Below are 15,159 nucleotides of genomic sequence, written 5' to 3'. Positions count from 1 at the left end.
CTTTAAATGTCGAAAATATATCATAATATTTTAAGGTATTTTTTATGATAAAATTATTTAGTGTTTCCATATTATTATTTTTAATATCGTCATGCGCTTCCAATATAAAAACGGTATCTCATACAAATTACGATAATATATGGATAAAAACCGTAAGAGGAAAAAGAGTAATGGCTCCGAACGGTTATTTATACACATTCACAGATGACGGAAATGTAGAATATAAAATAAACGGAATAAAAATAGGGACCGGGGTATTTTTATATGCTGAAAGCCCAACTAATGCATACTATTATGAAAAGATGCCTATAAAATATGTAGCTTATGATATATACGATATAAAAAGCTCATTGTATGAAAGCAATGTAAATATGTTTGTAGGCTTTATAATACAGAATGGAAAATTAAAAATGACTTCAGGATACAATAAAGAGTATAAAAAAAGATTATCCGATTGGAAAAAGAATAATCTGACAATATATAATACTTTAAAAAACGGTAAAGACATGCTGGAATATCCTATACCGTATATAGAAGAATTAGATAAAGAAAATACAATAGAATTTGGAATATTGAGATAGATATTATTATGCTTAAAATAATTTGCTTAAGTAATTATTAATAATATCGATATTTAAATTGCAGATAAATATTATTTTTTACAAAGATACCAGAAAGCCGAATAAACAACAGTTATGCTTGATTTAATTTATTAAGTTAAGTTTTACGGCAATTATAATAAATAAAAGGTTTTTTATTGTGTATAACTCAACTATAGGATATGCCTCAAAACTTATTAAAGGAAGCATTATTTTTTCAATAATAATATTTATTTCATTGTCTCAGCTTATGACTGTAACCTCAATATTCAGTTTAGTATGGAAGTATGAAATATTATTGAATGAAAATATACCTTTTTTTAGAGAATTTTCAATATATGCTCTATTTATAGCAATATTAATAATAGGAATACTATATTCGGCAATATCAAGCTCATATATATTTTCTAAAAACAGCAGAATGTTTTCCACTTTGCGCATATTCGGAGCCACTAAGCTTGCAATAAGAAAATTATCAATATTGATAAGCCTTTTATATATTTTAATATCATTTTTAATTTGTATGATAGAAATATTAATTTTATATTTAAGATACAGTTCATATATACTGACTTTGATAGAGGTATCAGATGTAATCAATGGTGCTTATATAATTATTTTAGCTAATGCCGTATTGATAATAGGATTTATGACAGGCGCTTTTATATCCAATTCAATACTTCTGCAGAAAGATCCTTATGAAGATTTAAGAGGAACTCTATGAATATAAAAATCATCAATGTTTCAAAATCTTTCTCTTTGGGAATAAATCAGTACAATGCCTTAGAAAATATAAGTCTGGATATAAATCAGGGAGATTTTATAAGTTTTGTGGGACATACTGGAAGCGGAAAAAGCACTTTACTCAGCATAACTGGAGGAATACTTAAGCCGACAGGCGGAACCATATATTATGATTCTTTCAAATTAAACGGAGCGAGTGAAGATGTTATGGCAAGCTTCAGAAGGGAATATTTTTCATATATATTTCAATATCCTGTTATAATACCAACTATAAGCGTTATAGATAATATATTGATGCCTTTAGCTTTTAAACATAAAATTACCGATGATAAAATAAATCAAACTAAAGAAAATATAGAATTATTTTCTCTGAAAGACAAGATGTATTCAAAAGCATCTAATCTTTCAGGCGGCGAAATGAAAAAAGTTGCCATACTCAGAGCATTAGCTTACGGATGCAAATGCTTAATAGCCGATGAGCCTACAAGCGATTTGGATCCTGCAACAACAAAAACATTAATGGAAATACTGACGGCTATAAATAAACAGGGTACAAGTATAATAATGGTTACCCATGCCCATAATATAGCTGCGCATGCCAATAATGTTTATGAGATGTCAAACGGCAAAATAGCACGCTGCTTAAAATAACAGCATTGCTTTTTTTATTAATATTTAATTAATATATAAATTTTTATATCATATTTTAAATCTTTTTAACTTTAAACATACTGCTTATATTTTTATTCTGTATAAAAATATAATAGAATAAATATTGACTTTTAATATTATAAAGTGTATTATATCAGTAAATTTTATAAGGAGTATTATTATTATGAGAAATGTTTTCATTGCTGTTACTGCCGTTCTATTATTAGCTGCGGGGTGTCAAAAAAGCGGTAATCTCAATTATATTTTTGCCACAGGCGGTACCAGCGGAACATACTATTCATTTGGAGGAAGCATAGCAAGTATATGGAATGCCAATATAAACGGAATGAATGTTACAGCGCAATCAACTGGGGCTTCCGCTGAAAATTTGAGACTTCTTAACAGACATGAGGCTGATTTAGCTTTTGTTCAAAATGATGTTATAGATTATGCATATAACGGCACAGATATATTTGCAGGCGAAGTATTAACAAATTTTTCTGCAATGCTTACATTATATCCTGAAATAGTACAAATAGCTGCTACAAAATCAAGCGCAATAAAAACAATATCTGATATGAAAGGAAAAAGAGTATCTGTTGGAGATGCAGGAAGCGGAGTGGAATTTAATGCTAAGCAGATATTGGAAGCTTACGGCTTAACATTTAATGATATAAATAAATCAAATCTTTCTTTTAAAGAATCAAGCGACGGACTTCAAAACGGCACATTGGATGCTTGTTTTATAGTGGCTGGAATGCCTAATGCAGCTTTACAGGAACTATCTTTATCAAGCGATATAGTTTTAGTATCTTTGGATAAAATACCTGTAGATGAAATGCTTCACAAATATAAATATTATACTGAGATAACAATACCTGCTAATACATATAGTAAAATTGATACCGACACCAGAGCAATAGCCGTTAAAGCTACTATTGTTGTTAATAATAATATACCTGAAAATATTGTTTATAACTTAATGAAAACATTATTTGATAAAAAATCTGACTTGGCAGCAGCTCATGCCAAAGGAGAAGAATTAAATATAGAAGATTCTTATAAAGGAATATCAATACCGTTTCACCCAGGAGCTTTAAAATATTATCAGGAATTAGGATATAATATAGAATAATTTAGTTTAATAGATGTATTCATTATCAGAGATAGATAATGAATACATTAATAATTTTTTATATTATGTCAAAAAAAATTATTATATTTTTATTAATTATACTTACAGCTATTACTTTATTATTTATACCATTATTTCCAAAACTAGTATTAAATAGTGTTAAAAACAATAAAGTTAATATGATATTAAACCTTGATGATAAGAAGTTTATAATTTCATATACTCATTCTGTTAATAAAGGCAGAATTAGAGATTACTATTTTATAGATAAAAACAATAATTTAATTTTAGATAAGACTAGATTTGTTTCTTACGGCGCAGGTATAGCCGAACCTGAAAGCTATGAAAATATTGTTATTACCGACGATTATATAGAAATAAATAAAATGAACAGAATAATTAAAGACTTTTATTTATTTATTGGTATAATTGCTAATCATACTATAACCGCAGATGAAAAAGTTATAGAATTGGATAGTTTTTTTGCACCTCAGACTAATATAAAAATAGAATATAAAAATGTATCATTATTTGAAATAATAATGAATTATATAAAATAATGGGAGGATATAATGAAGCATAGAAAAGATATTCATATTCCTACAGTTGAAGAAATTGATGATTATATGAGTAAATATGACAGCGAATCTAGATACAGAAGATACAGCGGTTGGAAAAAATATTTAATTATACTTATATCTGTAATATTTTGCCTATTTCAATTATATTCAATACTTTCTGGAAAAATTACAGCGCAGATTTTAAGAGCAACGCATTTATCATTTGTTATGCTTCTTGCCTATTTGCTTTTTCCTATTAAAAAAGATATGCCTAAAGATAAGCTTCCGTTCTATGATATTATATTTGCTTTAATAGGAGCTGCTTCTTGGAGCTATATTACAATTAATTTTGAATCGTTGGTTAGAAGAGCTGGAATATATACGGCAGCAGATATTGCAGTAGGCATAATAGGAATACTTTTAGTATTTGAGGCATGCAGAAGAATAGTCGGGCTTCCTATACTTGTGATATCAATAATTTTTATTATGTATGCATTATTCGGAGCTTATGCGCCAGGCTTTCTAAATCACAGAGGATATTCAATTCAAAGATTAGTATCGCATTTATTTTATAATACAGAAGGCATAATGGGTACGCCTATAGGAGCATCAGCCACATTTATTTTTCTTTTTATATTCTTTGGTGCATTGCTTGATAAAACGGGAATAGGACAGTTTTTTATAGATATATGCGATGCCATAGCGGGAGGTTTTGACGGCGGACCAGCTAAGGTTGCGGTGCTTACAAGTGCTATGTTTGGCACGGTATCTGGAAGTTCCGTATCAAACACTGTAGGTACGGGAAGTTTTACAATACCTATGATGAAATCCTTAGGCTACAGACCTGAGTTTGCAGGCGCTGTTGAGGCTTCGGCTTCTACAGGAGGACAGTTAATGCCTCCTATAATGGGAGCTGCTTCCTTCCTGATGGCTGAAAGTTTAGGTATTCCTTATATGGAAGTTGCTAGAGCAGCTATAATACCAGCCGTACTATATTTTACAGGCATATTCATAATGGTGCATTTGGAAGCTAAAAAAACTGGACTTAAAGGATTATCAAGAGATTCTCTGCCTAAAATCGGAGATCTTTTGATGAAAAGAGGTTATTTAATTATTCCACTTTTAACAATAATATATTTCTTTATACTGGGAAAAACTGCAATATATGCAGGATTAATGGGAATTATAGCCGCAGCATTGGTTGCGCTGATAAATTCTATAACTGATATCATAATGAAAAGGAAAATCCGTTTTACATTCAGTGATTTGATAGATGTTTTTGTGAATGCGGCTAGAAATATAATAAGCGTTGCCGTTGCATGTGCTATGGCTGGAATTATAATAGGAGTTATTACTTTAACGGGCTTAGGTTTGAAAATAGGCGCAGGATTAATATCAATATCAGGAGGAATATCTTTACTATTATTATTTTTAACTATGATAAGCTCAATAATACTTGGCATGGGAGTTCCTACAACCGCAAACTATCTTATTACATCCACAATAGCTGCAAGCGCAATAATAGGATTAGGTTATAAGCCTCTTGCAGCCCATATGTTTGTATTTTATTTCGGCATAATAGCCGATGTTACGCCTCCTGTAGCATTGGCTGCTATGGCAGGAGCTGCAATTGCAAAATCCGACCCGCTGAAAACTGGCATAGAAGCTACTAAACTTTCAATAGGTGCTTTTATTATTCCTTATATGTTTATATTCAATCCTGATATATTAATGATTGATACTACTATTTCGGACATTATACCTATTTTAATAACTTCTCTTATAGGTATGTTTGCAGTATCCGCAGGATTGGAAGGATATGTATTTAGAAAATGCAATGCTATTGAAAGAATACTGTTTATTATATCGGGACTTTTATCTATATATCCTGAATTTTATACGGACATCATAGGAATATCTATTATAATAATATTAATTATTGTACAGATTGCAACAAGAAATAAAAATAATATGAATAAAATTGTTTCATACAGATAATAAGTAAATAAGTCTTTATTATTTTTTAAAAATGATAATTAATTAAAGTCATAATATTTTTTATAATAAAAACTTTATTCTGAAAGACGCCGTATAAACTTAATCTATTTTTTGATGATTTTTTTACAAGTATTTATAATATTTAAAAATTAAAAAGTATTTATAAGGATATGAATATGCTGAATAAATTAGTAATAGCAACCTCAAATAAGCATAAATTAAAAGAAATAGAGGCTATATTTAAAGGAAATATTGTAAAGGAAATAATGCCTATGCCTCATGATATAAATGAAATAATAGAAAACGGAAACACATTTATTGAAAACTCTCTTATAAAAGCTAAAGCTGTATATAATCATACTAAACTTCCTTCATTAGCCGACGATTCAGGACTTTGCATCAATGCTTTAAATGGCAGACCCGGAATATATTCGGCAAGATACGGCGGAGAAAATTTAAGCTATGAAGAAAAAATACAAATGCTTTTAGATGAATTAAAAAATGAAGAAGACAGAACCGCATGCTTCATAACTTCGGCTGTATGTGTATTAGATGATAGTTATTATATAGCTTTGGAAGGAAAAGTTAATGGAAAAATAATAGAAAAACCAAGAGGCATTGACGGTTTCGGTTATGATCCCATATTTCAGCCTGAAGGATATAATATAACTTATGCCCAAATGACATTAGAAGAAAAAAATTCTATAAGTCACAGAGCATTGGCTATAAAAAAAATGAAGACTATATTATCTGCAATATACAGCCTGCAATATTAAAATACTGCTGTAAAAAGCATCAATATTTGTAAATATTAACCGATGTCAATCCATCATAAATAGTAAATCTTATATATCAAATTAATTATAAAGTATTATATTTAATTTAAATTAAATGATACTAAATAACAATTATTATTATTTAGTATATTTAAGCTTGACAATGAAAAAAAACTTTATATAATATATATCATGGAGAAGCGGCATGGCAAAACTTCACATCAATAATGAAAATGTAAAGAAATATATATTTAATGTTTCAGAGAAATTAATGAGACATTTCGACTTAGAATATGAAATAAAAAAAGAAGATGAATACTTTGATCTTTATGCTTTTCACAGAAATGATTTTTTCAAATCATTTATCACTAAATCCACAGTTTATGAAGGCTATTCAGTATTTGAACATATGCTTTTAAGATTTATAAAAGAATTAAAAAAAGAAGATATAGAAAATTTTCAGGAAATGCTCATAAGACTGACACCTATACTTGCAAATCCTAATAAATTTCATAAAAGAAGCGTTATCACAGGTATTATAGTAACAGAAAGTCATTTGGAAAAAGAATGGGAAAAGATGGCGAAAAAATTCTTTTATAAAGTTAATTACAAGCTTTTATTTCATGGATGGTCTGAGACGCAATATGTTATAGTGTCTATGGCTGATAAAAATGTATACTTACCTAAAATGAGAAAGAAAGAATTAAAATTTCTTCTTTCTGATTTTTAGGAGGATATAAAAAAATGTAAGGAGATATATAATGAATGCTTTCATTCTTTTATTGTTAGGTATGATCATATTTTTCATAGCTTACATAACTTATGGTTCATATTTAGCAAAGAAATGGGGAATAGACCCTGGTAAGAAAACCCCCGCACATATTCTTAAAGACGGAAGAGACTATGTGCCTACAGATGCTAAAGTATTATTGGGACACCATTTCTCATCAATAGCGGGAGCAGGTCCTATTACAGGTCCCATAATCGCCACTATGTTTGGCTGGCTTCCAGTTTATTTATGGATTTTATTTGGATGCGTATTTTTTGGCGGAGTGCATGATTACGGTTCATTAGTTGCTTCTCTGAGACATGAAGGTAAATCTATCGGAGAAGTTATAAGACATAATGTAAGCCAAAAAGGTAAAATAATGTTTACTCTTTACGCCTTTATTACTATATGTTTGGTAGTTGCGGCTTTCTTAGATATTACGGCAGGTACTTTTGCAGTAAATGTTGACAATTACAGAGAATCTGCGGCTGCAGGCACCGCTAGTATGCTGTTTATTGTTTTAGCTTTATTATTCGGTTTCTTAGTATACAGAAGAGGGGCAAGCGTTGCCGTTTCAACAATAATAGGCGTTGCATTATTGGCTACTATAATTTTTGTTTCTGATAAATTCCCGTTTTTAACTTTACAAAAAGTACATTGGCAGATAATATTAGTTATTTACATAATATGTGCTTCTTTAATGCCTGTTTGGATATTATTGCAGCCTAGAGATTATCTATCATCATTCCTGCTTTATGCTATGGTAGTAGGCGGCGTTGTAGGTTTGGTTATAATGAGACCAGCCGTGCAAACACCTGCATTCACAGGATTTATGCCTAGCGCAGGAAATTATCTATTCCCGATTCTTTTCATTACTGTTGCATGCGGGGCCATATCAGGATTCCATGCCCTTGTAAGTTCAGGAACAAGCGCTAAACAGCTTAACAGTGAAAAAGATGCTAAATTAGTTGGATACGGAGCTATGCTTATTGAAGGTATAGTTGCTATAGTTGCTTTAATGAGTGTTTCAGCTGTTGCAGGAAACGGACAAGGAACTCCAGCCGCCAGATTTGCTACAGGCGTTGCAACATTTATGACTTCTTTCGGAATACCTTTAAGTATGGGAAAAACTTTCGTTACTTTAGCTTTTGCTTCTTTTGCATTAACTTCATTAGATAGTGCAACCCGTATAGGAAGATACTTAATACAGGAATTAGGCGAATATACTTCTTCTACGGGAAGAGTACATAAAACTTTTCTAACTAATCCTTATATAGCAACAGGCATTACGGTTCTATTCTCTTTAGGATTTACACTTTACGGTTATGCCAGAATTTGGCCTATATTCGGAAGTGCGAATCAATTATTGGCAGGATTATCTTTATTAGCTGTTGCTGCCTGGATAAAAAACAGACAAAAAAGAACTTCTTGGGAAAATATTATACCTTTGACATTTATGTTTGCGGTTACTCTTTCTGCTCTTGGCTTAGTGGTATATACTAATGTTATGAAAGCTACTTTTGATGGTTATGTATTGGCTGCAATTGCCGCTATTATGATAATATTAGCTGTAGTTGAATTATTTATTACAGGTCAATGGGCTCGAGGATTATCAAAAGAAACAGCTTCTAATCCTAATGATCCTATTAAAAACAAATAATTTTATTTAATAAAAAATAATGCCTTACATAATAAGTATTTATTATGTAAGGTTTTTTATTATAATAATATAAATTCTACCGCATTATATTCAGTATTATAAAAAAATAGAAATTATATAAAAGTTTATAAATAAAAATAAATTAATAACTTTAATATTAAAATACCTCCTTTTATTAAAAATTTTTTATAAATCAGTTCTATGTATTTATTTTAAGAATATAAATTTATATTATTTCTTAAAGCAAATATTTTTTAATCTAATTAATTTTTAAGTTTTGTCGATATATTAAAAGAATATATTTTAAATTAAAGGAAAATATTTTCTGATATTATGTCTAATAAAAAATTTCAACTGAAAGAAGAAAAGGCTGTATTTGCCGACATTAAATCTGCTGTATCTATTGCTATATTTGACAGTGAAATCAGCAGCTATGACGGAAGTGTGGATACAGATGTAAGAAGAGCCGTTATGTATAATAAAATAGTGTTTGAAAATTTAGTTAAGCGTTTATTCTCTTATAAGTCAAGCAGAGAAGATAAAAAAGATAAGTTAAAAGAATTATCTCTAATAAAAATGATAAAAAATGAAAGTTTATCTCTGTCTAAAGAGAGACTCTATTACATAGAAAACCCTAATGATAAAACTTTTGAATTTTTAAATGATGTTTTGGATAAAAATAAAAAGGTGAGAGGATACAGCGAATATATACTTTATTCTCTGTTTAATCATTATTTTGACTATATAAAAAATTGATAGTTTTAAATATTGTCCTTAAAAATTAATGAAAAGGATTATATTATTATGAAAAAATTTTCCGCAATATCTGTAATATTTATTTTTGCAATATTATCATCATTTTTATTTGGTCAGAATAATGATAGAAATATAGACAGAGAATTTTATAATGCTGAAAAACTTTTTTTTCAAAAAAAATATAATTTTGCAAGAGAAGCTTTTCTTTTGTATCTGAAAAGAAGACCGCTCTCCACTAATGATATGCTTTATTATTATATAGGAGCATGCTATTTCCAAGACAAGCAGTATGAAAACGCTATTGATTATTATAAACTCGCATTTGATATAAACGATTCATATTCATACTGCAATAATATAGCAAACTCATATTATCAATTAAAAAATTATGAGGATGCATTGATTTGGTACAGAAGATCCGCAGAGCGTCTTTATTCGACTTATACCGCTAAACTCAATTATGAAATTATGACTAATTATACAGTTTATCAGAATACTGTAACTAATACGGTATTTATATCTGATGCATTAGAAAATTCTTCAAATAATTCAGCAGATGATATATCATTTACTAATGAAATATCAGAAAATACATCTTTAACTCAGGAAATTATATCTGACAGCACGACAGATTATATATTAGATGCGGTAAATAATACTAATTATGAAAATAATATAAATAAACTTAATAATACATTTACAAAACTTCCGTTATTTACAAATGTCGTCATAACTAATACATATACAAATGATTATATATTTACAAATACAACCGTAATATTTGAAGCAAATAATAATTTTAATATTGAAGTGGTAAATCCAAATGAACCTGCAGCATCGGATTCTAATACAGTTTCATTAAGCACAAACTCCACAATATCGGGCTCATCTTATGTAATAACTGAAAAAAATCCTTACAGCATAACAAATATAATAATAATGACAAACACAACAGACACTAACGGAAATATTGTTGAAATAAAAACAAATGCCGCATCAGTAGATAAATACAATACTTGGGCTTTATATTACAGCGCATATCTTAATATGGGGCATACTTTTCTTGCTATGGGGGATATAACAAATGCAGCTGTATCCTATGAAATATTTTTAACCAATGCAGGAAGCGATTATTATCAAAAAGAATCTTTAGAAAAAGTTATATCTCTTATAAGAAGCAATGACTCTTCTGTAAAATTTATTCCTTTTACCAATAATTACAGAATAAATACAAATAATGACGGAAGTATAACTACAGAAAATATATTTCCTAATTTTGATTATGAAAGAGAAACAATATATACTAACGGCGTTAAAATAATTTATGAAAACGGAAAAACAGAAAAAACAAAAATGTATTCCAATAATTATGAAATTTCCTATACAATATATCCTTATGGAAAAAGAGAAATAGATATACTGTTTGAAAACGGAGACAGAAAAGTAGAAACCTATATGACAGACAGCTCAAAATCTATAAGCACAAAAACTTCTTCTGGAGATATCTTTGAATATACTTTATACCCTGACGGTTCTTTTATAAACACAAAAACTTCAGAAAGCAATAAATCGTTTACAGCGGAAAGATCCGACGGTTCCGTTACTACAAATTATAAAGATGACAGCGGTACATTTTTTTATACAAGAAGTTTAGACGGAACGGAAGTAAAAAGAACGGAAGATAATTTTGGAAACACAAAAACGGAAACTAAAAGATCTGACGGAGCTGTTATAGTAAAAACAGAAAATCCTGACGGAAGCTATATTGTAACTGCAAATTATATAGACGGAAGTATAGGAACAACATCTGTAGATACTAACGGAATAAGCAATTTAAAAATGGTTTATCCTGACGGAAGAGTTGAGGAAAGAAAATCGGATTCCGCAGGCTCAGGAACTTTCTCTTATAATATAAAATCTGATGACGGCAGCATTATAACAAAAACATATAATGAAGACGGTTCTTTCACTGTTGTAACGAAAAAAGTTGACGGAACCGTTATAACCGATACGATATCTGATAATACTATAAGCGAAATAAAAATGCATGACGGAACCGCCATAAAAAGAATAATAAGACAGGACGGCTCAAGAGAAACTACAACAATTAATACAGATTCAAGCACCGTAACGGAAGTTACAGCCGCAGACTCAAGCAGCATAACTACTACTGTAAAACCTAACGGCTCCACTGTAATATATACAAAAGATGCTTTAGGAAACACTGAAACTACAGCTACGGAACCTGACGGAAGTATGTACAATTCAAAAAACTATACTGACGGAAGAAGTTTAATTCATGAAGTAAGAGCAGACGGAGTTATTATAGATATTGAAGATGACGGAAAAAATAAAACTACTATAGCTAAAGACGGCGAAGGTTATATTCTTGAAATGAAGCAATATAAAAATGAAGAATCTGAAATAACATTGATTGACGCTTTAGGAGAAGCCGTTGATATTAAAACTGCAAAAACCGTTATAAGAAGAATGGATTTAAATATCAAAGCAGAAGATATTGACAATATTAAATTACCATCTATTCAGTCCGAACCTATAGAAACAGAAAACAATACTGCTGAAACAGAAGAAAATAATACAGATACGCAATAAATTTTTTTATAATGCAATGCGCAAACAACAGCTATGAAATAAATCATAGCTGTTTGTTTTAAAATAATCCTGTTATCTTTCCGTTTTCATCTATATCTATGCCGCATGCAGCAGGAATCTTAGGAAGACCAGGCATATCTATAATACCGCCAGCCATAACTATAATAAAACCTGCTCCTAAAGCGGCTTTTACCTCATCAATATTCAAAGTATAATCTTTAGGAGCATTTAATAAAGCAGGATTATCCGATATAGATTTTTGCGTTTTCGATATGCATATAGGCAAATTACCTATTCCCATACTTTCCAATTTTTTTATTGTATTTAAAGCTTTATTAGAAAATTTAACCTCCCCTGCTCCGTATATTTCCTTACATATAATTTCTATTTTCTCCCTTATAGTTTTATTCAAATCATACAGAGGCTTATAATTGTAATCTAAAGCCCTGCTTACTACTTTATGCGCCAAATCAATAGCTCCTTCCCCTCCTTTAGACCAAACATCGCATAATGAAATATCTATGCCTATATCTCCGCAATGCTTTATTATGCATTCTATCTCTTTATTGGTATCGGAATAAAATTTATTAACAGCAACAATTACAGGAATATTATATTTCTGCATATTTTCAATATGCTTATCCAGATTTTTAAAACCTTCGGTCAAGGCATTTAAATCCTCTTTATTAAGCTCTTTTGCACCTCCATGATGCTTCAATGCTCTTATAGTGGCAACCAATACTATGCAGTTCGGCTTTAAATCGGCAATGCGGCATTTTATATCAAGAAACTTTTCGGCTCCCAAATCTGCTGCAAAACCAGCCTCGGTTACAGCATAATCCCCAAGCTTCAAAGCCATTTTAGTCGCAAGTATAGAATTGCAGCCATGCGCAATATTGGCAAAAGGTCCTCCATGAACTATAGCAGGCGTATTTTCAAGTGTCTGAACTAGATTAGGTTTTATGGCATCTTTAAGCAATGCTGAGGCAGCTCCTTCTACTTTTAGATCTTTTACCTTAAGAGGATTATCATTAATATCATAAGCAAATATAATATTTCCTATTCTATTTTTTAAATCCGTCAATGAATTTGAAAGACAAAGTATAGCCATAATTTCAGATGAAACAGTTATTTGAAATGAAGACTGCCTTACAATACCATTCCCGCTTCCTCCAAGTCCTATAACAATATCACGCAATGATCTGTCATTCATATCAAGAGCTCTTTTAAATACTATATTATTAACATCTATTTTCAATTCATTTCCCTGCTTAATATGATTATCAATGCATGCAGCTATTAAATTATGTGCGCTGGTAATTGCATGAAAATCACCATTAAAATGCAGATTAATATCTTCCATAGGAACAATCTGAGAATATCCGCCTCCGCAGGCTCCTCCTTTTATGCCGAATACAGGTCCTAAAGAAGGTTCTCTTAAAGCTGCAATAGCATTTTTTCCTATTCTGTTTAATCCCTGACTAAGCCCTATTGTAACTGTTGATTTACCTTCTCCTGCAGGCGTAGGAGTTACAGCGGTTACCAATATTAATTTTCCGTCATTTTTATCATTTAATTTATCTAAAAGCGACAATTCAATTTTAGCCTTATATTTTCCGTAAACTTCATAATCATCTTCTGTTAATTTTAATTTATCAGCTATCTTCCCTATTCTCTCTAAATTGCATTCCTGTGCTATTTCTATATCTGTTTTCATTATAAGCTCCGTTTTTTTAATTTAAATTATTATATAAAAAATATACTATATTTTTACAATATTAGATAGTGTATAAAATAAAAAATTAGTATTGAATTTATAAAAATTAAATTTATAATTTTAAATAAAATATAATAAAAAGGATTCTTAAATGGATAAAGTAAATATAAGTCTTATAGGCGTGGGAAGAATGGGACAGTTTCATCTCAATGTTATAAATCAAATAAATAATATAAACTTATCTGGCATATATGATGCTGATGAAAATCATCTTGATGAAATATCTAAAAAATACAATATAAAAAGATTTAAAAGCGCAGATGAAGCTTTAGATAATTCCGATGCCATAATAATAGCCAGTCCCACAATTTACCACTTTGAAATAACAAAAAAAGCAATTGAAAAAGGAAAACATGTATTAGTGGAAAAACCTATGACAGAAACTTATGCTCAGGCTTTAGAATTGCAGGATATTGTAAAACAAAAAAATGTTATACTTCAGGTAGGTCATGTTGAGAGATTTAACGGAGCCGTTCAGGAACTTCATAATATAATAAAAAAACCTTATTTAATAGAGGCAAGAAGATTAGCACCGTTTACTCCCCGTATTACCGATGTAGGCGTTGTATTTGATATAATGATTCATGATTTAGATATTGTAACTTCATTAGTAAAAAAGCCTATTATAAAATTTTCTGCAAGCGGAAAGAGAATAAAAACAAAAAATGAAGACATAGCAAGCGCTTTAATAGAGTTTGAAGACGAAACTATAGCCTCTATAAGTGCAAGCCGTATAACTCAGGAAAAAATAAGAACACTTGCAATAAGTACCGAAGAAGCATACTTTTTATTAGATTATGCAACTCAGGATATAACAATACACAGACAGGCGGCTAGTCAGAGCAACATAAAAACTTCTGTAGGCATTAATTATAAGCAGGAATCTATTATAGAGAGAGTATTCATTCATAGGGATAATCCATTAAAATTAGAAGATGAGCATTTTGCAAACTGCATATTAGGTAAAGATAAAAGATTTGTTTCAATAGAAGATGATGTAAATACCATAAAATTAACAGAATCTATTTTAAAAGAAATAAAAAATACTTGGTGATAAAAAACATATGTATAAAATAATTACTTAGTACAAATAAAATTTTATTTATTCTAAGTAATTATTT

The 15,159-nt window shown here is 29.8% G+C and carries 13 protein-coding genes; 12 read left to right on the top strand and 1 reads right to left on the bottom strand.

Features of this window, described 5'->3' with window-relative positions:
- The first annotated feature begins 44 nt into the window (after positions 1–44).
- The 11 genes from QZ306_RS03865 (at position 45) to QZ306_RS03815 (ending at position 12,261) form a co-directional block, all read left to right on the top strand.
- Positions 45–581: a hypothetical protein gene (locus QZ306_RS03865; protein WP_295161313.1), complete on the top strand. Its 537-nt coding sequence runs from the start codon at positions 45–47 to the stop codon at positions 579–581.
- Between the two features lie 178 nt (positions 582–759).
- Positions 760–1,323: a hypothetical protein gene (locus QZ306_RS03860; protein WP_295161310.1), complete on the top strand. Its 564-nt coding sequence runs from the start codon at positions 760–762 to the stop codon at positions 1,321–1,323.
- On the top strand, positions 1,320–1,994 hold the full coding sequence (locus tag QZ306_RS03855; RefSeq protein ID WP_295161308.1) for an ABC transporter ATP-binding protein: 675 nt from the start codon (positions 1,320–1,322) through the stop codon (positions 1,992–1,994). Before QZ306_RS03860 ends, QZ306_RS03855 begins: the two co-directional genes overlap by 4 nt.
- Positions 1,995–2,178: 184 nt before the next feature.
- The gene (locus tag QZ306_RS03850; protein ID WP_295161305.1) at positions 2,179–3,129 is read left to right on the top strand and encodes a TAXI family TRAP transporter solute-binding subunit; all 951 of its coding nucleotides are present in this window, start codon (positions 2,179–2,181) and stop codon (positions 3,127–3,129) included.
- 65 nt (positions 3,130–3,194) lie between these two features.
- Complete coding sequence (locus QZ306_RS03845; RefSeq protein WP_295161681.1) at positions 3,195–3,689, top strand: DUF1850 domain-containing protein; 495 nt, start codon at positions 3,195–3,197, stop codon at positions 3,687–3,689.
- Positions 3,690–3,701: 12 nt separating this feature from the next.
- The gene (locus tag QZ306_RS03840; protein WP_295161302.1) at positions 3,702–5,687 is read left to right on the top strand and encodes a TRAP transporter permease; all 1,986 of its coding nucleotides are present in this window, start codon (positions 3,702–3,704) and stop codon (positions 5,685–5,687) included.
- Between the two features lie 176 nt (positions 5,688–5,863).
- Positions 5,864–6,463, top strand: a complete 600-nt coding sequence (gene rdgB / locus QZ306_RS03835) for an RdgB/HAM1 family non-canonical purine NTP pyrophosphatase (RefSeq protein WP_295161298.1) — start codon at positions 5,864–5,866, stop codon at positions 6,461–6,463.
- A 205-nt stretch (positions 6,464–6,668) separates the two neighbouring features.
- Positions 6,669–7,193, top strand: a complete 525-nt coding sequence (locus QZ306_RS03830; RefSeq protein ID WP_295161295.1) for a hypothetical protein — start codon at positions 6,669–6,671, stop codon at positions 7,191–7,193.
- A 31-nt stretch (positions 7,194–7,224) separates the two neighbouring features.
- Positions 7,225–8,892 (top strand): carbon starvation protein A, encoded by a 1,668-nt coding sequence (locus QZ306_RS03825; RefSeq protein WP_295161292.1) that lies wholly within the window; start codon positions 7,225–7,227, stop codon positions 8,890–8,892.
- Positions 8,893–9,225: 333 nt separating this feature from the next.
- Positions 9,226–9,648, top strand: coding sequence for a hypothetical protein (locus QZ306_RS03820; protein ID WP_295161289.1), 423 nt, complete (start codon positions 9,226–9,228; stop codon positions 9,646–9,648).
- 48 nt (positions 9,649–9,696) lie between these two features.
- Entirely contained in the window at positions 9,697–12,261 is a 2,565-nt protein-coding gene (locus QZ306_RS03815) for a tol-pal system YbgF family protein (protein ID WP_295161286.1), read from the top strand.
- Between the two features lie 58 nt (positions 12,262–12,319).
- Here the strand turns inward: QZ306_RS03815 and QZ306_RS03810 are convergent, their stop codons facing one another.
- A complete protein-coding gene (locus tag QZ306_RS03810; RefSeq protein WP_295161283.1) occupies positions 12,320–13,978 on the bottom strand; it encodes a formate--tetrahydrofolate ligase in 1,659 nt (552 codons plus the stop codon).
- Between the two features lie 151 nt (positions 13,979–14,129).
- On the opposite strand from QZ306_RS03810, the gene QZ306_RS03805 reads away from it, so the two are divergent.
- Positions 14,130–15,092, top strand: coding sequence for a Gfo/Idh/MocA family oxidoreductase (locus QZ306_RS03805; RefSeq protein WP_295161280.1), 963 nt, complete (start codon positions 14,130–14,132; stop codon positions 15,090–15,092).
- The last annotated feature ends 67 nt before the right edge of the window (positions 15,093–15,159 follow it).

Source organism: uncultured Brachyspira sp., from assembly GCF_910588665.1.
In the GTDB taxonomy this organism is placed as follows: domain Bacteria; phylum Spirochaetota; class Brachyspiria; order Brachyspirales; family Brachyspiraceae; genus Brachyspira.
Note: the sequence above shows the minus strand (reverse complement) of the source record. Positions and strands in the feature narration are given on the sequence as shown.

What these genes read in the sequence shown, in the direction of transcription:
- QZ306_RS03825 (WP_295161292.1), top strand. Translation starts at nt 7,225, where the DNA reads ATGAATGCTTTCATTCTTTTATTGTTAGGTATGATCATATTTTTCATA.
- QZ306_RS03810 (WP_295161283.1), bottom strand. Translation starts at nt 13,978, where the DNA reads ATGAAAACAGATATAGAAATAGCACAGGAATGCAATTTAGAGAGAATA.
- QZ306_RS03820 (WP_295161289.1), top strand. Translation starts at nt 9,226, where the DNA reads ATGTCTAATAAAAAATTTCAACTGAAAGAAGAAAAGGCTGTATTTGCC.
- QZ306_RS03845 (WP_295161681.1), top strand. Translation starts at nt 3,195, where the DNA reads ATGTCAAAAAAAATTATTATATTTTTATTAATTATACTTACAGCTATT.
- rdgB (WP_295161298.1), top strand. Translation starts at nt 5,864, where the DNA reads ATGCTGAATAAATTAGTAATAGCAACCTCAAATAAGCATAAATTAAAA.
- QZ306_RS03840 (WP_295161302.1), top strand. Translation starts at nt 3,702, where the DNA reads ATGAAGCATAGAAAAGATATTCATATTCCTACAGTTGAAGAAATTGAT.
- QZ306_RS03850 (WP_295161305.1), top strand. Translation starts at nt 2,179, where the DNA reads ATGAGAAATGTTTTCATTGCTGTTACTGCCGTTCTATTATTAGCTGCG.
- QZ306_RS03805 (WP_295161280.1), top strand. Translation starts at nt 14,130, where the DNA reads ATGGATAAAGTAAATATAAGTCTTATAGGCGTGGGAAGAATGGGACAG.
- QZ306_RS03815 (WP_295161286.1), top strand. Translation starts at nt 9,697, where the DNA reads ATGAAAAAATTTTCCGCAATATCTGTAATATTTATTTTTGCAATATTA.
- QZ306_RS03830 (WP_295161295.1), top strand. Translation starts at nt 6,669, where the DNA reads ATGGCAAAACTTCACATCAATAATGAAAATGTAAAGAAATATATATTT.
- QZ306_RS03855 (WP_295161308.1), top strand. Translation starts at nt 1,320, where the DNA reads ATGAATATAAAAATCATCAATGTTTCAAAATCTTTCTCTTTGGGAATA.
- QZ306_RS03865 (WP_295161313.1), top strand. Translation starts at nt 45, where the DNA reads ATGATAAAATTATTTAGTGTTTCCATATTATTATTTTTAATATCGTCA.